This window comes from Leeia oryzae DSM 17879 (genome assembly GCF_000376945.1).
In the GTDB taxonomy this organism is placed as follows: Bacteria; Pseudomonadota; Gammaproteobacteria; order Burkholderiales; family Leeiaceae; genus Leeia; species Leeia oryzae.
Window position 1 is genome coordinate 46,601 of sequence record NZ_AQXU01000022.1, and the last position, 24,753, is coordinate 71,353.

Consider the following 24,753-nt stretch of genomic DNA (forward strand, 5'->3'; position numbering starts at 1 on the left):
TCAGATATCCGTCAAATAGGGCTTGATGATGGATTCTACCCAGTTCATGAACATCTGCACCCGCCTTGGCTGCTGGCGTCGGTTGGCATACACCAGTGATACCGGCATGGGTGCCGCCCGGTGCGCTGGCAGAATTTCGACCAACTGACCCGTGTTCAGGTAAGACCGTATTCCATGTGACGGTACCTGAATGATGCCCAGCCCGGCCAGGCAAGCGGCCAGATAGGCTTCGGTATTATTGACGGTGAGGTTGCCTGCGCACGGCATGAAAGCAACCGTGCCAGTATCTGGCTGCCAGTATTCAAATCCGGAAGACTTTGCGCCCAGCGACGGCAGGTAATGAATGATCTGGTGCGTTTCCAGCGCCGCCAGTGTGGTGGGCGTGCCATGCCTTTCCAGATAGGCCTTGCTGGCACAATTTACCTGCGACAAAAATCCAAGCGGTCTGGCAATCAGGCTAGAGTCTTGCAATGCCCCTACGCGAATCACGCAATCAAACCCTTCCCGCACCAAATCCACACGCCTGTCGGTACTGCTGACCTCGATCTGCAAGGCCGGGTGCTGCTGCATGAAGGCAGGCAGGGCCGGCAGCAGAATGTTTTTGGCGAGCCCGATGGACATATCCACCCTTAGCCTGCCAGTCAGCGCGGTCTGCGTAGAGGCGAACAACTGCTGAAGGTCATCCATGTCGGCCAGGATGTCTTTGCAGCGTTCGTAATACACCATGCCATCCTGAGTCATTTGCACCCGGCGTGTGGTCCGGTGTAGCAGCCGTGTCCCCAGCTGCGCCTCCAGATGCCGGATGGCGTTGGAGACACTGGCTTTCGGCAGGTTCATCTGATCGGCCACCTGGGTAAAGCTGGAGAGATCCGCCACCTTGGTAAAAATGTGCATCATGGTGAGTTGATCCATACCAAGCCCCGTTAGTCTGATTATTCAAATATGGATAACAGTATATTCAAATACGCCTGATTTATGGCGGTAAATTAAATCAATAAACTTGTTTCATCGATCGAACATTGCCGGGCATCCGGTGAGTAAACCCACAAATAGGAGCAGATCATGAGCAAGAAAATAGCCATTGTGACAGGCGGTAGCCGCGGACTGGGGCGTAATATGGCCCTGAAACTTGCCGCCAGCGGTGTAGACGTTATCCTGACTTACCAACATCAACGCGACAGCGCCGAGGCGGTGGTGGCTGAGATAGAGACCTTGGGCGGCCGTGCTGCCGCGATGGCGCTGGATGTTGGCGATAGCCAGCAGTTTCCGGCCTTTGCCGCGGCGGTCAAGGAAGTGCTGGCGGGGCAATGGCAACGGCAGACGTTTGATTTTCTGGTGAATAATGCCGGTGCAGGCGTGCATGCTGCCTTTGCCGATACTACCGAGGATCAGTTTGACCAGCTGATGCGCATTCATCTCAAAGGGCCGTTCTTCCTGACCCAAAACCTGCTGCCGCTGATGGCAGACCATGGGCGGATCCTAAACGTGTCGTCAGGGCTAACCCGGTTTGCCTTGCCTGGTTATTCCGCTTATGCCGCTATGAAAGGTGCGGTGGAAGTGCTGACCCGCTATCAGGCTAAAGAACTGGGCAGCCGGGGGATTACCGTCAACACCCTGGCACCGGGCGCTATCGAAACAGACTTTGGCGGCGGAGCCGTACGGGATAACCCGGCGCTAAACCAGTTTGTCGCTGCTCAAACAGCCTTGGGGCGCGCCGGCTTGCCAGATGACATTGGCCAGGTGGTTGCCGCGCTATTGTCGGATGGCTGCGGCTGGGTGAATGCCCAGCGTATCGAGGCCTCTGGCGGGATGTTCCTGTAATACAGCAGTCCGAACGCTCTTTTTGTATCTCATCCGAGGCAATGCCGTGATTCTTTTTCTGCATTGCCTCATCCATCTGGCTGATACCCGCCCGTTGTCTCCCTTCCTATACTGACCTCCATTACAGCATGACCTGGAGGTTATATGTCTTACCCCACACAGAAAGTGGTTGTCATTACCGGTGGCGGTAGCGGGATTGGCGCGGCGGTGGCCGCACGCTATGCCGCCCAAGGCGATCAGGTGGTTCTGGTTGGCCGCCGGCTGGCCCCCCTGCAACAGGTTGCCGCCTCTACCGGTGCACTGGTCCTGACGGGTGACGCAGCCAGTGCGGAGGACTGGGCGGGCATTGTGTTCCGCATTCTGGAAGCTTTTGGCCGTATCGACGTACTGGTAACCAGTGCCGGCAGCATGACGCTGGGCAAGGTCACGGACACCCGCGATGAAGACTGGCACAGCGCCATACAGGGCAATCTGAATACCGCTTTTGCCTCTGCCCGTGCCTGCCTGCCGGAGCTGATCAAGACCCAAGGGAACATCGTGTTTATTGCCTCGATTGCCTCACTGGCCGCCGGGCCGGAGGTGTGCGGTTACGTCACCGCCAAGCATGCACTGATCGGGCTGATGCGGTCGATTGCGCGAGACTACGGCCCCCTGGGCGTGCGCGCCAATGCGATCTGCCCCGGCTGGGTCACCACCCCGATGGCCGATGAAGAAATGCAACCCGTCATGGATGCCTGGGGGCTGGATCTGGCAGGCGCATATGCCAAAGTCACCCGGGATGTGCCCCTGCGCCGCGCCGCCTCGCCGGATGAAATTGCCCGCGTCTGCCTGTTTCTTGCGTCTGATGCGGCGTCTATTGTCACGGGCGCCACGCTGGTGGCCGATGGTGGTTCCACCATTGTGGATGTACCCACGCTGGCATTTGCCGACCTCCCGTAATTGTTTTGCCGGTTTACCAACCGGCCTTATCCAACCCTGTTTGTGTTTTGATTAAAGGAAACTCTCATGACAACATCTAACCCTGTCTTTATCCAGGTCGGCGATCTGGCCGACGGTTTTGCGCCAGACAACAATATTCTGCCAACCATCAATGACTTTGCCGGCAAGTCGCACAGCATCCACTTTGCCAACGGAGACGTGATCCGTCACGAATTTGCCAGCGCAGAGACTCTGCATTGGCATATCGTCTCCGGTCCGAATCAGGGGGCAAACGGGGTAGAGCACTACCGCGCAACAACGGTGCGTGACGGCATCTATTTTGTCGACTTCATCAAGCAAAGCGAAACCTCCACCACGGTGAGCCTGGTACTGGACTTCAACCAGATGAGCTTTACCGCCGTTATCGGCAAACTGCCTAGTGAAGCCGATACCCGCATCGACATGTTTGCCCGGGTGGAAAAAGGCTTGGAGCTGACCCCGGTCACCGCGGATATCCAGTTTGGTACGCTGGACCGGGACTACGTGGCAGATGCACGTCTGCACCACGTGACCCGCGAGCTGATCGGCCGCCGCGTGATGTACACCTACAGCCTGACCGAGCGCTACGAGCACGTGTACCTGAACGACAATTTCTACGCCTGGCAGTGTCTGGACGGGGTCGAAAAAGGCCTGGCAGACGTAGACCGCTGCCACTACATCAAGATTGCAGACAATCTGTACCTGTTTGTCTGGCGCGAAAAAATCATCCCGACCCTGGGTGTCGTCATGGTGGATTTGAACCGCCTGAAAACCGACGGCAAGATTGTCGGCTACAAAGGCAATGACTTTGGTGCGCTGTCCAACTTCCCGGTGGGTGCCAAGGCCACACCACTGAATGTGACCGTGCATCCGGCAGCGGGTGCGTGAAGCACTATCTTTCAGGAGGTTGAGATGTCTGGATTTCATCACAAAGTAGTGCTGGTGACCGGTGGTGCGCAAGGGATCGGGCTGGGCATTACCCGCGCCTTTGCCAGCGCCGGGGCAACCGTGGTCATTGCCGACTTGCAGGCGGAGAGGGCGACACAGTCGGCAGAAGATTGCCGGCAACAAGGCTGGGATGTGCATGTACTGCAAGCGGATGTTTCCACACAGCCCGCCGTGAATGCGCTGATCCACACGGTAGTGGAACAGCATCAGCGGCTGGATGTGGTGATTCACAATGCCGCGTATTTTCCGCTGACACCATTTGCCGACATTACCCCGGAAATATTGTCTCGCACGCTGCAAGTCAACCTGTGTGCGCCGTTTTGGCTGGCGCAAGCCGTGACGCCCGTCATGACGGCGCAGGGGCGTGGCCGCATCCTGGTGACGTCATCCGTCACCGGGCCGCGGGTTGCCTACCCCGGGTTGGCGCACTATGCGGCCTCCAAAGCCGGGGTGAATGGCTTTATCCGCGCCGCAGCGCTGGAGCTGGCCAAAACCGGGATCACGGTCAACGGGGTAGAACCGGGCATGATCCGTACCCCCGCCATGGCCAATCTGGGCGACGACGCACTAAACGCCAGCATCGCCAAAGGTGTACCCATGGGCAGACTTGGCGAGCCGGAAGATATTGCGGCCGCCATGCTGTTTCTGGCATCCGATGCCGCAGGCTACATTACCGGCCAGACCCTCATCGTGGATGGCGGCGCGACGCTACCGGAGTCGACGGCGGTGTTGTAGCAGCTGATGCAACATGGAGAACTACAGTACAGGTACAGGTAGGGGTATGACTGAGGGCCGTGCCCCTGTTGTGCTTTTGGTGCCGGATGGTGTTGTCAGACCTGACAGTCTATGCGATTGTACGGATTGCCAGGAATGAGAATTTGTTTCATTCTTTAGCCTATCTATAATTCGGTCTTGTTCTGCAAGTAACAGGTGTCATGATGGCTTTCAAACCGCTGGTGGGTATTTTCTGTGATCGCAAGATGCTGGGCGAGCATCCGTTTCATGCTGTGGGCGAGAAGTACATCACGGCCGTGGTTGGCGGGGCCGATGTCTATGCGGTACTGGTTCCGGTACTGGAACACCCGCAATCCCAGGCGCAAACCCTGGCGATGTTTGATGGCATTGTGTTTACCGGCAGCCGGTCCAATCTGGAGCCGCATCATTACGGCGGCGAGCCGAGCGAACCCGGTACCCTGCATGATCCGCACCGGGACGCTACCAACCTGCCACTGATGAAGGCCGCCGTGGAGGCCGGTATTCCGGTGCTGGGCATCTGCCGTGGTTTTCAGGAAATGAACGTGGTGTTTGGCGGCACCTTGCATCAAAAGGTGCATGAGCAGCCCGGACACGACGACCATCGCGAGAAAGGCGAATCTGCCGAGTCTCATTACGCCCCCTCACACCCTGTCCATCTGGTGGAAGGCGGCAAATTGCACCAATGGTTCGGCAAGCCGGAGGCCATGGTGAATTCCGTACACAGCCAGGGCATTAAACAGATGGGCCATTTGCTGACCGCTGAGGCGCATGCGCCGGACGGGCTGGTAGAGGCCATTAGCGTGACCGATGCGACAACCTTTGCATTTGCCGTGCAGTGGCATCCGGAATGGCAATACGATACCAATCCGTTGTCGCTGGCCATCTTCAACGCGTTTGGCAACGCCTGCCGGCAGCGGTTTGCCGGTCGTCAGGGCTAAGCCAGACCCGACATCCCATTTACTTTTAATCCCGCCCTGCGGAAGGCTGTCACGGTCCGCAGACCAAACACCCATGCCGTTATGCACCAGACCTGTGCATGGCGATGCGCATGTTGTCTGTGCTAGATTACACGTTCACATCATAACCTCGTCGATGGTTTGCCTGACCTGTTTGGCAACCATCGGCCCATAAGACAATTTATGACACACGACCCCCATCACACCGTTCTGAAAGGAATGGGTTTATCGCTGTTTGCCTCCTTTGTGTTTACCACCATTGCTGGCGTCACCATCAAGCTAAAACCGCTGACCGGTATGGAGATATTTGCTTGGCGCATTATCTGGACACTGCCTTGTGTGCTGCTGTTTATCCGTTTTTCCGGCAAGTGGGATTCCTTGCTGGCATTCTGGAAAAAACTGCTTCGGCAACCTAAGCTGATGGCCATCATCACGCTGGATGCGGCCCTGCTGGGGTATCAGCTCTGGATTTTTGTGTGGGCCCCACAAGCCGGCAGGCTGCTGGATGTCTCCATGGGGTATTTTCTGTTACCGCTGATGATGGTGATGCTGGGCCGGCTCTTGTACAAAGAGCACGTGGGGCCTGGCGAGCTTGTCGCGGTGGCACTGGCGTGTGCGGGTTGCGTGCATGAACTGTGGGTCACGCATGCGTTTTCCTGGGTGACACTCACGGTGCAGGCGTATGTGCCTTATTTCATTATCCGCAAGCGCTACCATCTGGACGGCATTGAGGCATTTGCCACCGAGCTGGCCCTGATGCTGCCGGTAATGCTGGGGTATATGTACTTCAACCAGCAGATGTGGGGCACATTCCAGCACTTTCATCATCTCTGGTTCTGGCTGCCCATTTTTGGTCTGATCAGCTCGATTGCGCTGGTCACCTACCTGATGGCCCTGCGTCTGTTGCCCCTGGGGCTGGCCGGCATGCTTGGCTATGTGGAACCTGCGCTGCTGTTCCTGTTTGCGGTGCTGTATCTGAACGAGCCTTTCAGCACCACGTCGCTGGGAACGTATGTGCCTATCTGGACGGCCATTGCCCTGATGCTGGTGGTGAACGGCTACCGTTACCGCAATAGCTTCCGCTCCCTGATGAACTAAGCCCCTAAAGCGGGTAGCAATAGTAAACGGCGCTCGGCAAGAGCGCCGTTTTTTCTTATGCCAGACGTTTGCTGACGATACGTGCGACTTCGGCGTCAAACTGTTCGACCGGCCAGTGTTCTGCCAACGCCTTGCGGAGCAGGTCCTGGCCGGTTTGTGGCGCCAGGCCACCCAGTGGCGGGTCAGTATCCAGATTGGTAGGGAAGGCGTACCCGTCTGCCGACATCAGAATGGCCAGTTCGGCCGTTTCCATGGAGATCTTCTGTTCACTCAGCTGCTGTTTCAATACCGGATAAATCTTGCGCATGATCAGCGGACGGTTGATGGTTTCCATCGGTTTGCCAAACGCACACGAGGATTGCAACAGGTTGGCCATGCGGTGCTGATCTTGCGTATGGTTGGTACCCGCGGCATGAAAGAGTGCCGGGCTGAAGAACAGCATGTCGCCTTTTTCCAGCGGCAGCTGGATGGCATGCTGGGTAAAGTAGTCGATAAACGCCGACTGACGCCAGGCCAGATACCCGGCTTCATATTGCTGCGAATAGGGCAGTAACAGGGTTGGCCCGGTTTCCAGCGGCATGTCGGTATGGGCCACCGCACCTTGCAAGGTCATGTATTGCGACATATGTTGCAGCGCCAGCGGGTATCTGGCGACTTCGTCTTCTACCTGAAAACCCAGGTGATAATCCCGGTGCGGTTGCTGGGCCTGCCCGCCGGGGCGAACCACATTGACCTGCGCCGTCATCTGATACGCAGGGCCCAGCCAGGCTTCATTGACCAGATCCATCAGCGGGTTGGCATAGTATTCGATAAAGGCAGCGGGATTGCGTTCTGCCACCTTTTGCAGTGAGTTCCAGATGCGGCCGTTTGCGCCTGCTTTGGCAAAATGGTCTGCGGCTACTCCCGTCATGGCCTCTGCCGCAAAAATCTCCTCGAAGACAGCCGATTGCCGGTCTACCACGCCCAGATCTGCATAGGCGTGCCGGATGACCAATACCCCCGGGCCGTGACTCAGCGCATGGTGCATTTCGTTCATGATTGCCTGGCGTTGTATCTTGATCTGCCGGGCAAGCGTCGGGCCATCGTAAATCAGGACATTTTTGCGGGTTTCGCTGGCAAACGGGTAATCCGCCAGGCGGGTTTGCTGCTGGCAAATGCTGGCAAATACCGATATGTCCGTTTGCCGGGGCGAGATAAAGTGCTGGTAGTCTGGCTGGTTCATGGTGTCTTCCTCGTGTGATGCGTTGTCTGCCTTTGGTGGCACGTCTGTGCAGGTTAGGCATGGCGTTAACGAGATTCATCCTAGCACCGAATGATCTGGATAATTACTCAGAAAAACCTCAAAATGACCTCAGTCTGGTGTGCAAAGGGTCAGCGATGGATGATGTAAAGAAGATGTTTTCGGTCAAGCGGATTGCCGCACAAGCCGGCGTGAGCAAAGCCACGGTAGACCGCGTGTTGCACCAGCGGGGGAGCGTGCACTACCAGACCGCACGACGGGTACAGCAGGCTATCGAAGAACTGGCCGCGCAAGAAAAAGCCAACCTGGCGTCTGGGCGCACGTTTTACATCGACCTCATCATGCACGCGCCCAAGCGCTTCACCCATGAGGTGGCTGAGGCGTTTTTGCAGCAGGTGGGCAGTGTGGCACCGTTCCGTATCAGCCCGCGCTTGCACCTGTTTGAAGAAACCACCACCGGGGCGCTGTACAAGCTGATGCAGCACTGTAAAGACCATGGCTCGCAAGGTGTGGTGCTGAAGGTGCCGGACGAGATGCTGATGAATCAAGGCGTAAACGAGCTGCAGCAAGCCGGTATCCCGGTGGTGACGCTGGTGACCGATTTGCCCAAAAGCCAGCGTATTGCTTACGTGGGGATGGATAACCGCTCTGCCGGAGAAACGGCCGCGTATCTGTTGAGCCAATGGCTGGATACCGCCCCGAGAGCGGTCGGGGTGGTGGTCAGTAGTCAGCGGTTTCGCGGTGAGGAAGAGCGCGAAATGGGGTTCCGGTACTGGCTGCGGGAGCATGCCCCGTATTTGCAGGTGGTAGAAATCAGCGGCGGGCTGGGCATCCACGACAAAACGCAAGCGCTGGTGGAAGAGGCGATTCGACTGCATCCAGGTTTATCTGCCGTCTATAGTGCCGGTGGCGGCAACCGGGCCATTATCGATGCTTTTGTGCAGACGGGGCGCCCGTTGGCGGCGTTCATCGGCCACGATCTGGACGAAGAAAACCGGCAACTGTTAATGACCCGCCAACTGAACGCCATCATTGATCATGATCTGCACACCGATGCCCGGCACGCCTACCAGCATCTGCTGCAATACCATCGCCAGATACCAACCGTACAGATTCCTTTGTCCAGAGTGCAGATCATTACCCCGTTCAATATGCCTTTATAACATGGGCTGCTACACTGAAAACATGAAACCATTTCCAACATCCTTTAAACCGGTGAACTGGGTGCTGATTACCCTGGTATTCGGGCTGATACTGACCAGCCTTTATGCCCGCTATCAGGTGCATCGCAATAATGAAGAGATAGAAACGGCTATTACCCAGTCTACCCGGCATGCCGTTGATGTGGTCAAAGAGCGCCTGCGCATTTATGAGTTTGGCCTGAAAGGCTTGCGCGGGGTCATTCTGGCGCTTGGGGAGCATCGCCTGAGCCGGGGGGAAATCCGACGCTACCATATGAGCCGGGATATCTCTGTTGAATTCCCCGGTGCAAGAGGCATGGGGTTTATCCGCAGGGTATCCCCCGGGGATGAAGCCAGCTTTGTGGCCGAGGCACGCAAGGATGGCTCGCCGACATTCACCGTGCATCAGTTTGCCCCTCATGATGGCGACAGGGCCATTATTCAGTACCTTGAACCGGTCGAGCTCAATTATCCGGCGATCGGCCTGGATATCGCCTCGGAGAAGACCCGGCGCGATGCCGCATTTGAGTCCATCAGAACCGGCAAGGCCACGTTGACTGCCCCGATTACGCTGGTTCAGGGTGGGGGTAAGTCCCAGTCTGTCCTGTTGTTGCTGCCAATCTACCGCAGCGGTGTGCTGCCTCAGTCGCTGTACATACGCGAGCAAGAGGCCTTTGGCTGGAGTTATGCGCCAATGATCATGCAGGATGTGCTGTCCAACCTGCCCAGCATTGAGCATTCCTCGCATATTGCCATTCGTGATGTCACCGAACCTGGCAACCCGATGCTGTTCTATCAGACATCCTGGGCGACCGAAAAATTACCCAGGCTGTTTCCGCATTATCAGCTTTTGCAGGTTTATGGCCGAACCTGGCAGTTGGAGTTCAGTGCACACCCCGCATTCATTGAGCATCTGAACCTGCTGCAGCCACAAACCGTTTTCATGCTGGGGGGCATTGCCAGCGTACTGGCAGCGGCACTGGTAGGGGTATTGCTGTTGAGTTACCTGCGCAAGCAGGAAATCGTGACGGACAAAGCCATGCTGGCCACCATTGTGGAGAATTCCAGCGATGCCATTGTCGGTGAGGCGCTGGATGGTACGGTCATCGCCTGGAACCAGGCAGCGTCGGCCTTGTTCGGGTATAGCGAATCGGAAGTGCTTGGCAAGCCGGTAGCGGATTTGCTGATGCCAGAAGGGCTGCAAAATGAGGAACAAGAGGCAGGGCCGGCGCAAACACCAGAAGATATTGCCGGCAGGGATGCCAACAGCCTGGATACGGTGCGTCGCCACAAAGACGGTACGCTAATCGACGTAGCCATTACAACCAGCGAGATTCTGGATACCAAAGGGCATCTGATCGGCTCTGCCAAACTCATGCACGATATCCGCCCCCGCAAAGAGGCACTGCGGCAGCTGACCGAGTTTAACCAGCGTCTTGAAGAGCAGGTGACCAGTCGTACGCTGGAACTGGAGGGGGCACGCCGTAACCTGCAAACGGTACTGGATACCGTGCCCGCCATGATCGGGTATTGGGATAAAGACCTGAGAAACGGTTTTGCAAACAAAGCCTACCACGACTGGTTCAATGTCAACCCGGACACCATGCGCGGCATCCACCTGAGCGAACTGCTGGGCAAAGAGTTGTTTGAACGCAATCGTCCCTATTTCGAGAAAGCACTTCAGGGCGAGATGCAGATTTTCGAGCGGGCCATTCCCAAACCGGATGGTTCCGGGATGCGGTATTCGCTGGCCAATTACTTGCCGGATATCGTGAACGGAGAGGTGCGGGGGTTTTTCGTCTTTGTCTATGATGTATCCGATATTACCGAAAGCCGGCAGAAACTGGCGCTCGCGCTGATGGAAAACAAGGTATTGCTGGATACCATCAACGAGCAGATGCTGTATTCGGTGGCGGATCTGAACGACCACATCATCGAGATCAACGATAACTTCTGCAGGATCAGCGGTTACCAGAGAGAAGAACTCATGGGCCAGTCCCATCACATCCTGAATTCGGATGTTCATGATGCGGCTTTCTGGAAAGAACTGTGGGCGACCATTTTGTCCGGTAAACCCTGGCATGGCGAAATCTGCAACCGGACCAAAGACGGCCACCTGTATTGGGTCGATACCGTGATTGCGCCATTTATAGGGCCGGATGGCAAGATCGAACGCTATGTGTCATTGCGCACGGAAATTACCGCCAGAAAACAGGCAGAATCCGAGCTAAAGCAGGTCAATGCCTTGCTGAACAACGTGCTGAGATCTGCGTCTGAGTTTGCCGTCATCGCCACCGGGCTGGATGGACTGATTAGCGTGTTTAACGAAGGGGCAGAGCGGATGCTGGGGTATAAGGCATCGGAACTTGTCGGCAAATGTACCCCCTACGCATTCCATCTGCCGGAAGAGGTCGAGGCGCAAAACCGGCAACTCACCGAGGAGTATGGGATACCGCTGAATGGTTATACCGAGGTTTATCAAAAGCTCTCTGAAGTCAAATCGGCAGAAACCCGTGAATGGACCTATGTCCGGAAAGATGGCTCAAGACTGCCTGTATCGCTGACAATTTCTCCTATCCGTAACCATGACGGCAGCTTTGCCGGGTATCTGGGTATTGCCCAGGACATTACAGAGCGAAAACGCGTCAGCGAGGCGCTGCGGGATGCCAAGGCTGCTGCAGAGGCTGCCAGCGCGGCCAAGAGCATATTCCTGGCTAACATGAGCCACGAAATCCGTACCCCCATGAATGCCGTCATCGGCATTACCCATCTGCTTGAACGCAGTCCACTTGATCAGGAGCAACGGCTGCTGGTGGGCAAACTGCAAAATGCCGGTCGGTCACTGATGGGTATCATCAATGATGTGCTGGACATCGCCAAGATCGAGGCCGGCGAGATGCAGCTGGACAACATCTGGTTCAACCCGGGCGATATTTTGACGGAGCTCGCCGAGCTGTTCAGCCCCCAGGCCAGCGCCAAGCAGCTGGAGTTTGAAGTTGAAAGCAGTCCGGGTCTGCCTGCCTCTTTGCTGGGGGACGCCATGCGGCTCCGCCAGATTCTGATGAACCTGATCAGCAATGCCATCAAGTTTACTGACCGGGGCCAGGTCATGGTCCACCTGCGGCACGACTTCGCACCTGATGGTACGGTCTGGTTATTCTATACCGTCGAAGACAGCGGCTGCGGCATTAGCCTTGAAGCACAAGAAAAGCTGTTTACCCCGTTTGTTCAGGCCGATGTTTCTACAACGCGCCGTTTTGGCGGCACAGGGCTTGGCTTGTCGATAGTGCAACGTCTGGTGACCATGATGGGCGGTGAGGTTGGCGTTGAAAGCCATGCCGGAGTCGGCAGCAAGTTCTGGGTCCGCTTGCCGTTTGCCATGGCGGGTATGCAATCTTTGCCAGACACGCAGCCCGTTGAGGCTAAGGATAACCAGGTTGAGGTATGCGTGGTAGACGACAGCGATCAGGATCGCATGATACTGACGGGCATATGTCGGGCTTTGGGCTGGCAGGCCATTGGCTTGGCGAATGGCACCCAACTGCGCACCTTGCTGCAACAACGGATCAATGCTGGTGCAGCGTTACCGGATGCCTTGCTGGTCGACTGGCAAATGCCGGACATGGATGGTTTGACGTTGTTGGCGCTGCTCAAGGATGAACTCGGAACGCAGCCATTACCGGCGACCCTGATGATTACGGCCCACGATGCTGCATATGTCCGAAGCCGGGATGTACATCATCTTGTTGATCAGGTGCTGGAAAAACCCGTGAACAGCTCTGACCTTTTCAATGCCGTCAATGCCTGTATGGCCGGCAAAGAGGGTAATACGGAACGGCTGGTAAAGGCCACCCGCATCCAGGGCGTCAATACCCAATGGCTCTTGGGGGCACGCCTGCTGCTGGTGGATGATAGCGACATCAATCTGGATGTTGCACAGCGCCTGCTGAGTCTGGAGGGGGCCATTGTGCAGGTCTGCCGGGATGCGCCGACAGCGCTGGCGTTGCTCCGCGGGCAGCCAGACCAGTTTGATGCGGTGCTGATGGATATCCAGATGCCGGGCATGGATGGCTATGAGGCCACCCGGCTGATTCGTAATGACCCCGCGCTATCGACCTTGCCGGTTGTCGCGCTGACAGCAGGCGCACTGGAAGAAGAACGTCGGCAAGCCGAAGCCGCCGGCATGAATGCATTCCTGACCAAACCGTTAAACCCGGTTCTTATGGTAAAAATCTTGCGGCAAGTCGTAGAGCGTGCAAGAGGCAAGCCACTGCCGGTGCATCATCTGGAGACGGCCGAGCCAAACCCCTTATGGCCGACGATAGACGGCATTAACGAGACAGAGGTGACACACCGGCTTGGCAACGATGTTTCCCTGTTTTTGAGCATTCTGCAGCGGCTGTTAAACGAATTTGCGGATTTTGCATCCAGTGACGCCATTCAGGCAGCCCTGCAGGCGTCCCGTGAGCAACTGGCTGCACGAACCCATAAGCTGTGCGGTTCTGCCGGCTTGTTGGGTGCGCATCAGGTGTATCGGTTCGCCAGAGGACTGGAAACCTTGTTACGGAATAACGAGACGGAAGAAGCCGTTTTGCAGGCTATCCGCCTGCTTACACAGGCATTTGCAGCGTTGGCAGATAATGCCCGGGCAGCCCTGGCAGTGCAAAGTGCTGCCATGCCTGCCGAGAAGGTAGTGATACCGGGTCAGTCTGCCAATCCGGAGGCCATTCAAGAACTCGTCAGCATGCTCAGGCAACAGGACATGATGGCCATAACCCGTTTTAAAGAGATTCGGCCTGATCTGCTGGTGCTGGGAGGGCAGACCCTGTTTGACCGTTTAGGCAAGCTGATTGACAATCTGGATTTTACTCAGGCGCTGGAAATGCTTGAAAAAGCGGTTAAACTGCATAATGAACCCGCCCAGCGGGAAACGTAAGGATTGCACCATATGATGTCTCCTGATCCATCAAAGACCAATATACTGTTGGTTGATGATGATCCTTCTTCCATTCAGGTACTTAGCAAAGCCTTGACCGGCCTGGGGCGCATCCGTTTTGCAACCTCCGGTGCAGATGCCTTGCGCCTGGCCCTGGAAGTACCGCCGGACCTGGTGCTGCTGGATGCAGAAATGCCTGGCATGAACGGTTTTCAGGTGTGCCAGGCCATGAAGTCAGAACCGGTGCTTGCCAATATTCCGGTTATTTTTGTGACCGGGCATAGCGAAGAATCCATGGAAGAAAGCGGGCTTGCGCTCGGGGCGGTGGATTTCATCGCCAAGCCCATTCGGCCCGCGATTGTTGTGGCCAGGGTAAAAACGCATCTGCGCCTGAAACACGCCAGTGATGTTCTTTTGCAACTGGCCAATACCGATGGACTGACCGGGATAGCCAACCGTCGTAGTCTGGATCAGGTGCTGATTCGCGAGTGGCTGCGGTCCCGTCGGCTTCAGAGCCCGCTGTCGGTGCTGATGCTGGATATCGATTATTTCAAACTGTACAACGATACCTACGGACACCTGAAAGGGGATGAAACCCTGATCAGCATCGCCAAGGCCATTCAGGCATGCATGAGCCGCCCTTGTGATCTGGTCGCAAGATATGGTGGAGAAGAGTTCGTCGCCGTCTTGCCGGATACCGGCCTTACCGGCGCTTTGAACATCGCCTCGACCATCATGGAAAAGATAAAAGCACTGGCCTTGCCGCACACTGCGACTGACAAGGGATATGTAACTGTTTCTATCGGTATCGCATGTTTTAACGGCAAGCACATTCTCAGTTCAGAAGGCGTACTGACCAAGGCAGAAAGCCAGACCCTGAACGAAATCCAGAGCGTCGCAGAACTCTTGTCTGTCGCCGACCAGGCGCTCTACCAGGCCAAGGACGCTGGCCGGGCCAGCATTGCAGTTGGCAAGAGCCTGAAGCCGGTTGTCCAAGAACAGTAATGGCAAACGTCACTTTTATCTTTTTTTCATGAGCGCCAGTCCAGGTGGTGAGTGATGCCCGGCAGAATCAGCCATTTATTTTTTAATAGACGGCTTTGACTGGCAATGTTGATGAGAACATTGGGGAGGGACGGGAACGTACCCATAAAATCCTTACATTCGCGAGGATTTTTACAAGTAAACCTGCCAAAAAACTGAAATCCGCACGATCAAGTGGATTTCTTGCCAATCTTGTTGTTTTGATCCACAATCCTTACAAATGTGAGGATTTATCATGAAAATACCTATCGAAAATGCAGCCGCCATTGGTAAGGTGGTGCGCGCCAGCCGTAAGGCTCAGAAGATTCGCCAGGATGATGCGGCGGGCAGCATCGGTGTTAGCGAGAACTTCTTGGGCAAGATAGAGCGCGGTAGTGATTCCGTACAATGGGGAAAGCTCTTTCAGGTACTTGAAGGGTTGGGTATCCGAGTCATGGTGGATGTCCCGGAGAGTGTGGCTACCTATCTGAACCATGCTGAAACCGGCAAGGAGAAACCATGAACGGCCGGTTCTTGCGCGCATCCATCAATCAGATAGAAGTGGGTGTCTTGCAAGAGGTGAGCGGCCTGTGGAGCTTTCAATACACATCAGACTGGCTGGGTAACCCGGATGGGTTTGCACTAAGTCCACACCTGCCACTGACTGTTGAACCTTTGCTGGATGGGGCAAGCCAGCGCCCTGTGCAGTGGTATTTCGATAATCTGCTGCCGGAAGAAGGGCAGCGTATGCTGTTAGCCGGAGATGCCAAGCTCGATGTCGCAGATGCTTTTGGTTTGCTGGCCTGGTATGGGGCAGAATCTGCTGGCTCCGTTACTTTGCTGCCTCCGAATCTTGTGCCTCAAGTCGCTGAACCCCTACGGCCATTGCCGGATACTGCGCTGGAAGCGCGTATCCGCCAGTTGCCCAAAGCCCCGTTGACGCATGCAGCCATCAAACGCATGTCGCTGGCCGGTGCCCAGCACAAGCTTGCCGTCGTGCTGCTACAGGATGACCTGTTTGAGCCCGCCGGTGCAACACCGTCCACGCATATCCTGAAACCGGATCACCCGGATGAAGACTACCCCCATTCAGTGATCAATGAATGGTTTGTGATGCGCCTGGCCAAGCGAGTCGGCCTGGCGGTGCCTGATGTACACCGTCGCTACGTACCTTCCCCTGTGTATCTGATAGACCGCTTTGACCGGATTGTAGATGTTCAGGGTTGGCAGCGCCGACACGTCATCGATGCCTGCCAATTGCTAGGGCTAGACCGCAGCTTCAAATACAGCCAGGGCAGTATGGACAGTCTGGCCGCATTAGCCAATGCTTGCCGCAGCCCGGCGGTAGCGCGCGCCCGGCTTTTTGGCTGGCTCGTGTTCAATGTACTTGTTGGCAATAGCGATGCCCATCTGAAAAACCTGAGTTTTCTCGTCTCGCACGAGGGTGTCCAGTTGGCGCCATTCTACGATTTGCTCAGCGTGGCCACGTATGATTCGCCAGCCTTTGGCAAAAAGGGCTGGCCAGCACAAACCAGACTGGCATGGCCGATACTGGAGGTAAGCCACTTTTCGGATATTACCCGAGAATTGCTACTGAAGGCCGGTGCATCGTTAAATCTGGCCAAAGGCACGGCCGAGCGTTTGCTTGAGAACCTGCGTAGCCGCATTGTGCAAGAGGCGGACGTACTTTACACCGAGGTGGAAACTGAGAATGCCCGGATTGCCCAGATGCATCCCGAGTTGTCTGCAACGATGGCTGGGGAATCACGCTGTATCAGAGCTATTGTGCACAGCGTGATTAAAGAGATGGTCAGGCAGATGGCGCCAAGCGCGTAAATGGCTCCAACGGGTATTCCGCTATCCAACATATGCCGGTCCCTATCGACGACATGCCGCTCATGTACCTGCGTCCGTTGCAAAATAGCGAGACTCTGAACTAACTACTGCCCCTCGATGCTCAGAAGCATTTCGCGTGATTGCCCAGCAATAGCAAGAACGGCTAGACGCAGCGAGTAAATTGATATTTCGGATGTTGTGAGTGGTGCGTGAGGTGAAATCAGTCAAATATGATGTCTAAAAATAGTGAAATGAAATATTCATTTGGAATTATAATTTTGAGTTTATGCTATAGTCCTTAAAGCGTTGGTGCTAGACACAAAGACGCTCCTGAAAGCGTGTGATTTTCCTGTTGGAGAGGGCTATGGTTTATAAGTTTGTAACTCTGGCTGTTTTAAGTACGCTTTGTACATCGGTGTTCGCGGAAGAAAAGACGATTTCTCTGAATGAAGTCGAATCATTGAGACAGCAAGGGAATTCGATCAGAACATTCACGCCAGTCTTCAGCCAATTAGTGACATTTTCCTTTCCTAAAGGATTTGTGCCAGCATATGAGGCTGCACAGGGTAGCCAGTATATTCAAGAAGCCGTCTTGGAAGGTGAAAGTGTCAAAAAATGGTCCCAGATGATTACGCTGACAGGGGGAAAAAGCCTCGCTTCCAATCCAAATATCAACCCGGCGCGATTTGCCAGCGCAATGGCAAGTGGTTTCAAACGGGTATGTCCAGATTCATATGCCACTTCGGACCTTGGTGACATCAAGATTGGTTCTTACGATGGACATGTTTCAGTGGCTAGTTGCGGTATTGTCAACCCGACGGACGCGCTCTATAGCGAATCCATGCTCATGATTGTTATCAAAGGTGAGAAAGACTACTACACGATCCAGTGGGCGGAGCGGGGCGAGTCTTCGATGACACCGATCAAGTTTGATAGTGACAAATGGAATGATAGATTAAAGAGACTTTCACCTATCAAATTGTGCCCAATAGTCCCTGGTGAGCAGCTTCCCTACCCGAGTTGTACTAAACAATCCTGATGTGATCCATGAACCATGTTGTCGATACGTATCTGTTTTTTACTGCTGGAACAGACAACTGTGATTCAGGCGAGTGAATTTAAGTGCGGGGCATGAAGGGTTTTGTCGCAAATCCTCTGCCTTTTAATAATGATTATTGTGACGATTGGAGAAATAACATGCGTTTGATACTGGCGATTTTTTTGCCATGGCTTCAATTCTTTACCATTGGTCGGCCACTTGCCGGCATTTTTTGTCTGATTTTACAGTTGACGCTTATTGGCTGGATTCCAGCTGCAATCTGGTCTGTATATGCGCTTAGCCAGTACAAAACAGATAAAAAAATTGAAAAGGCGCTTGCAGGCGTGAAGTAGATATTTGCAGAAAATTGCTTGTCATTCCTAAGTGCCTTACATGCTCAGATCGTACGGTAGAAATAATGGGAAAAGGCCAATATCTCTGCCGTACTTGTGTGCAAAGCCGTGTACCCAGGTAGTTCACACAACAGATACACGTGCAGAGACATTTTTAGGGGATAACATGCCAACAAAGCTGTTACGCATCACTTTGTTACTTTGCTGTATTTCGATCATATCCGGCTGTTCAGTTGTCGCTCCAAGCCAAGGGTATCGTCAAGCCGGCTCGACAGCGGCTCCATGGCAAATAAGTGGCGAACTGTATGACTTCACGAATGTGAAGATTTTCATTAATGGTGCCAAGGTAATTGATGAGCGCCTTTCTCTACTGTCCGGTGATGGTGAGTTTCAGTCGCGATATGACGGAAAAAATATCGTGGCGAACTGTTCGACCAGTGCGGGGTTGCTAACTACTGCTACAAGGTGCATGGTTTTTGTGGAAAATGAAAAAGCTGCCACGCTCAGCTTTTAACCGTAAATCCCGCTCGATGCTCATGTGAAAATCATGCGGGCTGTCAGCCCGGCATACTGCGCCCAAAAGACTGTAAGGGTTGCCCTGATTACTGCCGCAAGGCTTTTGCCTGTGCCAGTTGTTCCAGATTCGTGACCCCTCTTGTCACCCTGCGCTCAGCCGGGATGCTGACTGCCTGCCCTTGCCAGTGCTGTTCGATAGTCATCCGTTGGGGCTGGTTGCGGAACTGGGCGATGAACTGGTTGATCTTTTCCAGCAGCCCGGCGTTTTCTGGCAGGGCGGCGACGGCGGCGGTGTAGCACCAGGGTTCGCTGGTGAGTGCTTGCGGCAGGATTTCCAGTTTGCCGTACCATGGACTATCAACGTTGTTGGCGGCCCAGTAGTAGATGGGCTGGTCGATCACGAAGGCATCGACAATGCCTTCTGCCAGTGCATCGTGAATGCGGGTCTGGTCTGAAAACACGATCAGGTTTTCCAGCTGGATGCGGCCGCCAGCCTGTTGTTGGTTGGATTGCCAGCGGATGCCCAGGTTTTCCAGCGCGGCAAAGGCGGTGGGGTCGTTGCCGCAACCCAGTACTTTGCCTTGCAGGTCTGATATCTGGCGGATGCGCTCGTCGCCCTTGCGACGTGCCATGATGAGCGGGAAGAAGGTGTACGGGTCTGAAAACGCGAGCCCGTGAAAAGCATCCGACGGGGGCAGGGCGCTCCACATGACATCGGCGGGGGGCTCGTTACGGTGCTTGCCAAAGTAGAGCATGCTCATGCACTGGTCCCAGGTTTGCTCTACAAACTCTACTTCTACACCCAGCCACTCGCCGAACGCCCGGGCGTAATCTATGTCCAGCCCCTGTAACGCGCCATGCCGCTGGTTGCGGAAAGACAAGCCGATAAACGCGGGCTCGATGGCGATGCGGATTTTCTGGCGGGTGAGGATATCGGCCAGCCGGTCATAAGTCGGGTCGGTAGAAATGAACTGGCGTTCCAGTAGCGCAGTGGTGCGTTCCAGCTGAACATCGGCTGGCTGGATGATGATGCTGGAGGTCTCACGGGTCAGGTCCACGCCGCGGTCGATGCGGGTGAGCAGCTGGCGGGCCCGCTTGGCCAGCTGGGGAGAGGTTTCCTTGATGACTTTGTTGGTGTCCAGCAGGTTGTCCACGTTCTGGTCTACCACCTGAAACAGCGAGGTCATTTGTTCCAGTGACTGGCTGAGATGGCCAGACAGGCGGGTCAGGTGTTTGTCACCATGGTCTGCGGTGCTGGCAACCCGTTGCTGGATTTCCGACAGGTCCATTTTTTCTGACGCGCGCTGGGCGCTATCCATGGTGCGCTGGGCCAGTTTGCGTACTTCTTCTGCCACCACGGCAAACCCTCGGCCGGCTTCACCCGCACGGGCCGATTCGATAGAGGCATTAAGCGCCAGCATGTTCACTTGCTTGGCGATATCGGCAATTTCGCCAAGAACTGATAACACTTCTTCCGATTTTTCTTCAATGCGCAACGTGGTTTCGGTCAGCTGGTGGCGGACCTCTGTGCCGACCTTGTGCACTTCTGCCGTGAGGGCTACCTGCATGTTATTGGCCAGTATGGTGCTTTCTTCCATGTGGCGGGCAGCGTCTTCCAGCGCTTCTTGCATTTTCTGGCTGCGTTCTTCGATCTCTGCGGCGGCCTGGATATTGGTCTGGATGCCGTCCGAGACATTCAGTTGCAAGAATTCCAGCGTGTACAGGCCGCGCGACAGCAGTTTGCCGGTGGCTTTCCAGTGGCTGGCGGCCAGTTGCCGGTTAACGGTTTCTGCAGGCGCTTCGTGGACGATGGTAAAGCCGGGGGATGATTTGAACCATTGCTTGAGCATTGCGGTTTAACCTCCTTGTTGTTCGGTAGAGATAGCGGCACGGATGACGGCCTGACTGGCTTGCAGGTTGTCTGGCTTGAGGCTGGCCGCCGGGGAGCGGATGTCGGTCAGGTAGGCGTGCATCTGCTGCAAATAGAGGGCGGTGCCGCCACCTTCCTTGTTACGGCTGAGCAGTTTGCTCGGGCCATGGAAGCGGTAGGAGTTGAGCATGGCGATCATGTCGAGTTCGCTGACACTGTCCGGGGTGGGGGCGACGGCCTTGCGCAGTTGCGGGAACAGTTCTTTCCAGCGGGCGTTGTTATTGATCCAGTTCACGGCGTCTATCCAGCCTTTGAAGAACCCGTCCAGTTCTGCGGGGGTTGCCAGGCTGGCGATGTCTGGCTGTGCCAGCATGCCTTCCGGGATGACACCGGGCCAGCGGGCGCTGTCTCCCGCTTCTTCTCCTTGGCCCTGACGGCGGGCTTCTAGCGCAAACGGGTCGTAACTGACAATCAGCGGGTATTTGCCTTTGATGAAATCCCGGGTCAGTGTGTCTGGCGGGGCTTCTTCCATACGGATGTCACTGGCTTTGAGGCCTTGTTCGTTCAGATAGCGGGACAAGAAGAACCCGATGGGCGCGGCATTCAGGTACACCCCGACGGTGGCGCCTTTCAGGGCCGCCGGTTTCAGGTGGTTACGGGCAATCAGCTTGTCGCCCCCGTGGGACCAGCCGGTTTCCGCCAGAATCACCAATGGCGTGCCGGCCTGCCTGAAGCTGAACGCATTGCCGATCATCGACATCATGATGTCGATTTTGCGGGCCCGGAAGGCCTTGAGGGCGTCTGTGTCTGACCCGAATGTGACTACTTCTACATCAACGCCGGCCTTTTGCCACAGGCCTTTGGCGCTGGCGACCTGCAAAGGGGCAAAACCTATCCAGGGAAAGGTGCCCACTTTCAGGGTTCTGGCCTCCAGATGGGTCAGTAACGATAGACTCAGGCAAATCCATAACACCAAGCGATAACGAAACATGCCGGGTTCCTTTTGACGGGCAAGCAGTCCTCTGCCTGCCCGTCAAAACGGGCAGGTGGCGAGTGGCAGATAGATGGGGGTTGGTCAGTACACGCTGGCGCTGCCGGTGCTGCTGTCCGGGACGGGCGTCGCATCCGGTTTGTATTTTTTGCGCAGGGCATCGGCTGCCTGTGCCAGCAGGGTGGTATCTACCCCCACGGCCACAAACAGGGCGCCCAGCTCCAGATAGCGTCTGGCCAGTGCCTCGTTGGTCATCAGAATGCCGGGCGCTTTGCCGCACGTCAGAATGGTGCCAATGGCGGTGGTAATGGCGGCCTGGACTTCAGGGTGCGTCGGGTTGCCGATATGGCCGAGGTCGGCCGACAAGTCTGCCGGGCCAATGAACACGCCGTCCACACCTTCAACGGAAGCGATGTCTTCCAGATTGTCTAGCCCTTTGCGGGTTTCGATCTGGACCAGTACGCAGACCTGGTCGTTGGCTTCGTGCAGATAGTTGCCGATACGGTTCCAGCGCGATGCGCGCGCTAGCGCACTGCCAACACCACGGATGCCATGCGGCGGGTAGCGGGTGGCCGCAACAGCCTGGCGGGCTTCTTCGGCCGTCTGCACCATGGGTACCAGCAGGGTTTGCACGCCCAGGTCCATGATCTGCTTGATGCGCACCGGGTCGTTCCAGGGCGGGCGCACAATCGGGTGGCTCGGGTACGGGGCGATGGCTTGCAGCTGAGCCAGCATGCTTTGCAGCTCGTTGGGCGCGTGTTCGCCGTCGATCAGCAGCCAGTCAAAGCCAGCGCCAGCGAGCAGTTCTGCGGTATAGGCGTTGGCAAGTCCCAGCCACAGGCCTGTTTGTGCCTGTCTGGCTGCCAGTGCCTGCTTGAAGGTATTGATGGGGGTATTCATCCTGTACGTCTCCAAAGGTACATATCCAGATCGGGGCGCTTACACAAAGCGGCAGCTGATGGCACCCAGCGGGCCGTAGTCCACATGGAAGGTGTCACCTGCACGCGCAGGTACCGGGCGGGTAAACGAGCCACCCAGAATCACTTGCCCGGGTTGCAGGGTGACGCCAAACGGGTGCAGTTTGTTGGCCAGCCAGGCCACGCCGTTGGCCGGGTGGTTGAGCACGGCGGCGGCCACGCCGGATTCTTCGATCACGCCATTGCGGTAGCAGATGGCCGATACCCAGCGCAGGTCGACTTCTGTGGGTTTGACCGGGCGGCCGCCCATCACCACGCCGGCATTGGCGGCGTTGTCAGAGATGGTGTCAAAGACTTTGCGCGGGCGTTTGCTGTCCGGGTCGATGGACTGGCTGCGCGCATCGATGATTTCTGCTGCCGGGATGACATAGTCGGTGGCGTTATACACATCAAAAATGGTGCAGTTGGGGCCGGATAGCGGCTTGGCCAGCACAAAGGCCAGTTCGACTTCCAGACGCGGGACGATGAAGCGGCTGGTGGGAATGTCCGAGCCGTCAGCAAAGAACATGTCGTCCAGCAGGGCGCCGTAATCGGGTTCGTCAATCTGGGACGAGTACTGCATGGCCTTGGAGGTCAGGCCAATCTTGTGTCCTTTCAGGGTACGGCCCTCATTGATTTTCATCGCCACCCATTCGCGCTGAATGGCGTAAGCGTCCTCGATGGTGATCTCGGGGAAGTCCAGCGACAGCTGGCGGATCTGCACGCGGTTCTTTTCGGCTTCGTGCAGGCGGTTGGCGCACAGGGTAATGATTTCCTGATTCAGCATGGTGTTCTCCGTAAGGTGGGCGGTCAGATGCCGCCAAAGCACATGTATTTGATTTCCAGATATTCTTCGATGCCGTATTTGGAGCCTTCACGGCCCAGGCCGGACTCTTTGATGCCGCCAAACGGGGCGGCCTCGTTAGAGATCAGTCCTTCGTTGATGCCGACCATGCCGCATTCGAGTTTTTCTGCCACCCGCCAGGCACGGCCGATGTCGCGGCTATAGAAGTAGGCGGCCAGGCCAAACTCGGTATCGTTGGCCAGGCGGATGGCATCCGCTTCGGTCTCGAACCTGAACAACGGGGCGATTGGGCCAAAGGTTTCGTCTTTGGCCACCACCATCTCGCTGGTCACGCCTGTCAGTACGGTTGGCTCAAAGAAGAGGCCGCCGCGCGCATGGGCCTTGCCGCCGGTGGCGACTTGCGCACCTTTGCCCAGTGCATCTGCCACGTGGGTCTTGACCTTGTCGAGCGAAGCCTGATTGATCAGCGGGCCTTGCTGGTAGCTGCCTTCCAGAGCCGGGCCGACTTCCATGCGGGCGACAGCGGCGGCCAGCTTGGCGGCAAAGGCGTCATAAACCCCGCTTTGCACCAGAATCCGGTTGGCGCAGACGCAGGTCTGGCCGGTGTTGCGGAACTTGGCAATCAGCGCGCCTTGCACGGCGGCGTCCAGATCGGCATCGTCAAACACGATGAACGGCGCATTGCCACCCAGTTCCAGCGAGAGCTTCTTGATGGTGTCTGCGCATTGCGCCATCAGCAGTTTGCCGATGCGGGTAGAGCCGGTGAACGACAGCTTCTTGACGATGGGGTTGGCGGTCAGCTCGCCGCCAATTTCGCCAGAACGCTTGCCGGGCACAATATTGATCACGCCCTTGGGAATGCCGGCTTTTTCGGCCAGTACCGCCAGCGCCAGGGCCGACAGCGGGGTTTCTGTGGCCGGCTTGACCACCACGGTGCAGCCTGCGGCCAGCGCCGGGCCCACCTTGCGCGTGATCATGGCGTTGGGGAAGTTCCACGGCGTAATGGCTGCCACAACGCCAATGGGCTGCTTGATGACGACCAGACGCTTGTCGCCGGACGGGCCAGGGATGATGTCGCCGTAGACCCGTTTGGCTTCTTCGGCAAACCATTCGATGTAACTGGAGCCGTAGAGAATTTCGCCTTTGGCTTCTGCCAGCGGCTTGCCTTGTTCTGCGCTCAGTAAGGTGGCCAGATCATCAATATGGGCCAGCATCAGGTCATACCATGTGCGCAGCAGGTTGGCGCGGGTCTTGGCGGTCAGGTCGCGCCACGCAGGTAGCGCAGCTTCTGCGGCCGCAATGGCGCGGGCAGTATCGGCCTGATTGGCAGAGGCGACTACGGCAATGACCTCACCGGTGGCGGGGTTGCTGACGTCAAAGGTCTGTCCGTCACTGGCGGCTACCCATTGGCCATCGATATAGGCGTGATGCTGTAGTAGGGATTGATCTTTCAATTGCATACGGGGGCCTT

Annotated in this window: 21 protein-coding genes; 14 read left to right on the plus strand and 7 right to left on the minus strand. The window is 56.2% G+C overall.

The window, feature by feature from the left end; genetic code table 11:
- Window positions 1-912, minus strand: coding sequence for a LysR family transcriptional regulator (locus F552_RS0108960; RefSeq protein WP_018151400.1), 912 nt, complete (start codon window positions 910-912; stop codon window positions 1-3).
- A 150-nt stretch (window positions 913-1,062) separates the two neighbouring features.
- Between F552_RS0108960 and F552_RS0108965 the strand changes: the two genes are divergently transcribed.
- The 6 genes from F552_RS0108965 (at window position 1,063) to rarD (ending at window position 6,536) form a co-directional block, all read left to right on the plus strand.
- A complete protein-coding gene (locus F552_RS0108965) occupies window positions 1,063-1,821 on the plus strand; it encodes an SDR family NAD(P)-dependent oxidoreductase (protein WP_018151401.1) in 759 nt (252 codons plus the stop codon).
- 144 nt (window positions 1,822-1,965) lie between these two features.
- A complete protein-coding gene (locus F552_RS0108970) occupies window positions 1,966-2,760 on the plus strand; it encodes an SDR family NAD(P)-dependent oxidoreductase (protein ID WP_018151402.1) in 795 nt (264 codons plus the stop codon).
- Window positions 2,761-2,826: 66 nt separating this feature from the next.
- Window positions 2,827-3,666, plus strand: coding sequence for a molybdenum cofactor biosynthesis F family protein (locus F552_RS0108975; RefSeq protein ID WP_018151403.1), 840 nt, complete (start codon window positions 2,827-2,829; stop codon window positions 3,664-3,666).
- Between the two features lie 24 nt (window positions 3,667-3,690).
- On the plus strand, window positions 3,691-4,461 hold the full coding sequence (locus F552_RS0108980) for an SDR family oxidoreductase (protein WP_018151404.1): 771 nt from the start codon (window positions 3,691-3,693) through the stop codon (window positions 4,459-4,461).
- A 203-nt stretch (window positions 4,462-4,664) separates the two neighbouring features.
- Window positions 4,665-5,420, plus strand: coding sequence for a gamma-glutamyl-gamma-aminobutyrate hydrolase family protein (locus F552_RS0108985; protein ID WP_018151405.1), 756 nt, complete (start codon window positions 4,665-4,667; stop codon window positions 5,418-5,420).
- A 201-nt stretch (window positions 5,421-5,621) separates the two neighbouring features.
- Window positions 5,622-6,536, plus strand: a complete 915-nt coding sequence (gene rarD, locus F552_RS18935; RefSeq protein ID WP_051078289.1) for an EamA family transporter RarD — start codon at window positions 5,622-5,624, stop codon at window positions 6,534-6,536.
- Between the two features lie 55 nt (window positions 6,537-6,591).
- Here the strand turns inward: rarD and F552_RS0108995 are convergent, their stop codons facing one another.
- Window positions 6,592-7,758 carry a phytanoyl-CoA dioxygenase family protein gene (locus F552_RS0108995; protein WP_018151407.1) on the minus strand — a complete coding sequence of 389 codons (1,167 nt, stop codon included), beginning with the start codon at window positions 7,756-7,758 and terminating at the stop codon, window positions 6,592-6,594.
- 155 nt (window positions 7,759-7,913) lie between these two features.
- Between F552_RS0108995 and F552_RS0109000 the strand changes: the two genes are divergently transcribed.
- The 8 genes from F552_RS0109000 (at window position 7,914) to F552_RS0109035 (ending at window position 18,658) form a co-directional block, all read left to right on the plus strand.
- The gene (locus tag F552_RS0109000) at window positions 7,914-8,939 is read left to right on the plus strand and encodes a LacI family DNA-binding transcriptional regulator (protein WP_018151408.1); all 1,026 of its coding nucleotides are present in this window, start codon (window positions 7,914-7,916) and stop codon (window positions 8,937-8,939) included.
- A 22-nt stretch (window positions 8,940-8,961) separates the two neighbouring features.
- On the plus strand, window positions 8,962-13,893 hold the full coding sequence (locus F552_RS18940) for a CHASE domain-containing hybrid sensor histidine kinase/response regulator (protein WP_018151409.1): 4,932 nt from the start codon (window positions 8,962-8,964) through the stop codon (window positions 13,891-13,893).
- A 12-nt stretch (window positions 13,894-13,905) separates the two neighbouring features.
- On the plus strand, window positions 13,906-14,898 hold the full coding sequence (locus F552_RS0109010; RefSeq protein WP_018151410.1) for a diguanylate cyclase: 993 nt from the start codon (window positions 13,906-13,908) through the stop codon (window positions 14,896-14,898).
- Window positions 14,899-15,172: 274 nt separating this feature from the next.
- Window positions 15,173-15,439, plus strand: coding sequence for a helix-turn-helix domain-containing protein (locus tag F552_RS0109015; RefSeq protein ID WP_018151411.1), 267 nt, complete (start codon window positions 15,173-15,175; stop codon window positions 15,437-15,439).
- Window positions 15,436-16,752: a HipA domain-containing protein gene (locus F552_RS0109020; protein WP_018151412.1), complete on the plus strand. Its 1,317-nt coding sequence runs from the start codon at window positions 15,436-15,438 to the stop codon at window positions 16,750-16,752. Before F552_RS0109015 ends, F552_RS0109020 begins: the two co-directional genes overlap by 4 nt.
- Window positions 16,753-17,116: 364 nt before the next feature.
- Window positions 17,117-17,791, plus strand: coding sequence for a hypothetical protein (locus tag F552_RS0109025; RefSeq protein ID WP_156802271.1), 675 nt, complete (start codon window positions 17,117-17,119; stop codon window positions 17,789-17,791).
- 158 nt (window positions 17,792-17,949) lie between these two features.
- A complete protein-coding gene (locus tag F552_RS0109030) occupies window positions 17,950-18,144 on the plus strand; it encodes a YqaE/Pmp3 family membrane protein (RefSeq protein WP_018151414.1) in 195 nt (64 codons plus the stop codon).
- 166 nt (window positions 18,145-18,310) lie between these two features.
- The gene (locus tag F552_RS0109035; protein WP_026182550.1) at window positions 18,311-18,658 is read left to right on the plus strand and encodes a hypothetical protein; all 348 of its coding nucleotides are present in this window, start codon (window positions 18,311-18,313) and stop codon (window positions 18,656-18,658) included.
- Between the two features lie 88 nt (window positions 18,659-18,746).
- On the opposite strand, the gene F552_RS18945 is transcribed toward F552_RS0109035, so the two are convergent.
- The 5 genes from F552_RS18945 to F552_RS0109060 all read right to left on the minus strand — a co-directional run bounded on the left by F552_RS18945 (window position 18,747) and on the right by F552_RS0109060 (window position 24,742).
- Window positions 18,747-20,510: a methyl-accepting chemotaxis protein gene (locus F552_RS18945; RefSeq protein WP_018151415.1), complete on the minus strand. Its 1,764-nt coding sequence runs from the start codon at window positions 20,508-20,510 to the stop codon at window positions 18,747-18,749.
- Between the two features lie 6 nt (window positions 20,511-20,516).
- Entirely contained in the window at window positions 20,517-21,521 is a 1,005-nt protein-coding gene (locus F552_RS0109045) for an ABC transporter substrate-binding protein (RefSeq protein ID WP_018151416.1), read from the minus strand.
- Window positions 21,522-21,605: 84 nt separating this feature from the next.
- Entirely contained in the window at window positions 21,606-22,421 is an 816-nt protein-coding gene (gene hpaI / locus F552_RS0109050; protein WP_018151417.1) for a 4-hydroxy-2-oxoheptanedioate aldolase, read from the minus strand.
- 39 nt (window positions 22,422-22,460) lie between these two features.
- Window positions 22,461-23,264 carry a 2-oxo-hept-4-ene-1,7-dioate hydratase gene (gene hpaH / locus F552_RS0109055; protein ID WP_018151418.1) on the minus strand — a complete coding sequence of 268 codons (804 nt, stop codon included), beginning with the start codon at window positions 23,262-23,264 and terminating at the stop codon, window positions 22,461-22,463.
- Window positions 23,265-23,287: 23 nt separating this feature from the next.
- Entirely contained in the window at window positions 23,288-24,742 is a 1,455-nt protein-coding gene (locus F552_RS0109060; RefSeq protein ID WP_026182551.1) for an NAD-dependent succinate-semialdehyde dehydrogenase, read from the minus strand.
- Between the last annotated feature and the right edge of the window lie 11 nt (window positions 24,743-24,753).

What these genes read in the sequence shown, in the direction of transcription:
- F552_RS0108960 (WP_018151400.1), bottom strand. Translation starts at nt 912, where the DNA reads ATGGATCAACTCACCATGATGCACATTTTTACCAAGGTGGCGGATCTC.
- F552_RS0108965 (WP_018151401.1), top strand. Translation starts at nt 1,063, where the DNA reads ATGAGCAAGAAAATAGCCATTGTGACAGGCGGTAGCCGCGGACTGGGG.
- F552_RS0108970 (WP_018151402.1), top strand. Translation starts at nt 1,966, where the DNA reads ATGTCTTACCCCACACAGAAAGTGGTTGTCATTACCGGTGGCGGTAGC.
- F552_RS0108975 (WP_018151403.1), top strand. Translation starts at nt 2,827, where the DNA reads ATGACAACATCTAACCCTGTCTTTATCCAGGTCGGCGATCTGGCCGAC.
- F552_RS0108980 (WP_018151404.1), top strand. Translation starts at nt 3,691, where the DNA reads ATGTCTGGATTTCATCACAAAGTAGTGCTGGTGACCGGTGGTGCGCAA.
- F552_RS0108985 (WP_018151405.1), top strand. Translation starts at nt 4,665, where the DNA reads ATGGCTTTCAAACCGCTGGTGGGTATTTTCTGTGATCGCAAGATGCTG.
- rarD (WP_051078289.1), top strand. Translation starts at nt 5,622, where the DNA reads ATGACACACGACCCCCATCACACCGTTCTGAAAGGAATGGGTTTATCG.
- F552_RS0108995 (WP_018151407.1), bottom strand. Translation starts at nt 7,758, where the DNA reads ATGAACCAGCCAGACTACCAGCACTTTATCTCGCCCCGGCAAACGGAC.
- F552_RS0109000 (WP_018151408.1), top strand. Translation starts at nt 7,914, where the DNA reads ATGGATGATGTAAAGAAGATGTTTTCGGTCAAGCGGATTGCCGCACAA.
- F552_RS18940 (WP_018151409.1), top strand. Translation starts at nt 8,962, where the DNA reads ATGAAACCATTTCCAACATCCTTTAAACCGGTGAACTGGGTGCTGATT.
- F552_RS0109010 (WP_018151410.1), top strand. Translation starts at nt 13,906, where the DNA reads ATGATGTCTCCTGATCCATCAAAGACCAATATACTGTTGGTTGATGAT.
- F552_RS0109015 (WP_018151411.1), top strand. Translation starts at nt 15,173, where the DNA reads ATGAAAATACCTATCGAAAATGCAGCCGCCATTGGTAAGGTGGTGCGC.
- F552_RS0109020 (WP_018151412.1), top strand. Translation starts at nt 15,436, where the DNA reads ATGAACGGCCGGTTCTTGCGCGCATCCATCAATCAGATAGAAGTGGGT.
- F552_RS0109025 (WP_156802271.1), top strand. Translation starts at nt 17,117, where the DNA reads ATGGTTTATAAGTTTGTAACTCTGGCTGTTTTAAGTACGCTTTGTACA.
- F552_RS0109030 (WP_018151414.1), top strand. Translation starts at nt 17,950, where the DNA reads ATGCGTTTGATACTGGCGATTTTTTTGCCATGGCTTCAATTCTTTACC.
- F552_RS0109035 (WP_026182550.1), top strand. Translation starts at nt 18,311, where the DNA reads ATGCCAACAAAGCTGTTACGCATCACTTTGTTACTTTGCTGTATTTCG.
- F552_RS18945 (WP_018151415.1), bottom strand. Translation starts at nt 20,510, where the DNA reads ATGCTCAAGCAATGGTTCAAATCATCCCCCGGCTTTACCATCGTCCAC.
- F552_RS0109045 (WP_018151416.1), bottom strand. Translation starts at nt 21,521, where the DNA reads ATGTTTCGTTATCGCTTGGTGTTATGGATTTGCCTGAGTCTATCGTTA.
- hpaI (WP_018151417.1), bottom strand. Translation starts at nt 22,421, where the DNA reads ATGAATACCCCCATCAATACCTTCAAGCAGGCACTGGCAGCCAGACAG.
- hpaH (WP_018151418.1), bottom strand. Translation starts at nt 23,264, where the DNA reads ATGCTGAATCAGGAAATCATTACCCTGTGCGCCAACCGCCTGCACGAA.
- F552_RS0109060 (WP_026182551.1), bottom strand. Translation starts at nt 24,742, where the DNA reads ATGCAATTGAAAGATCAATCCCTACTACAGCATCACGCCTATATCGAT.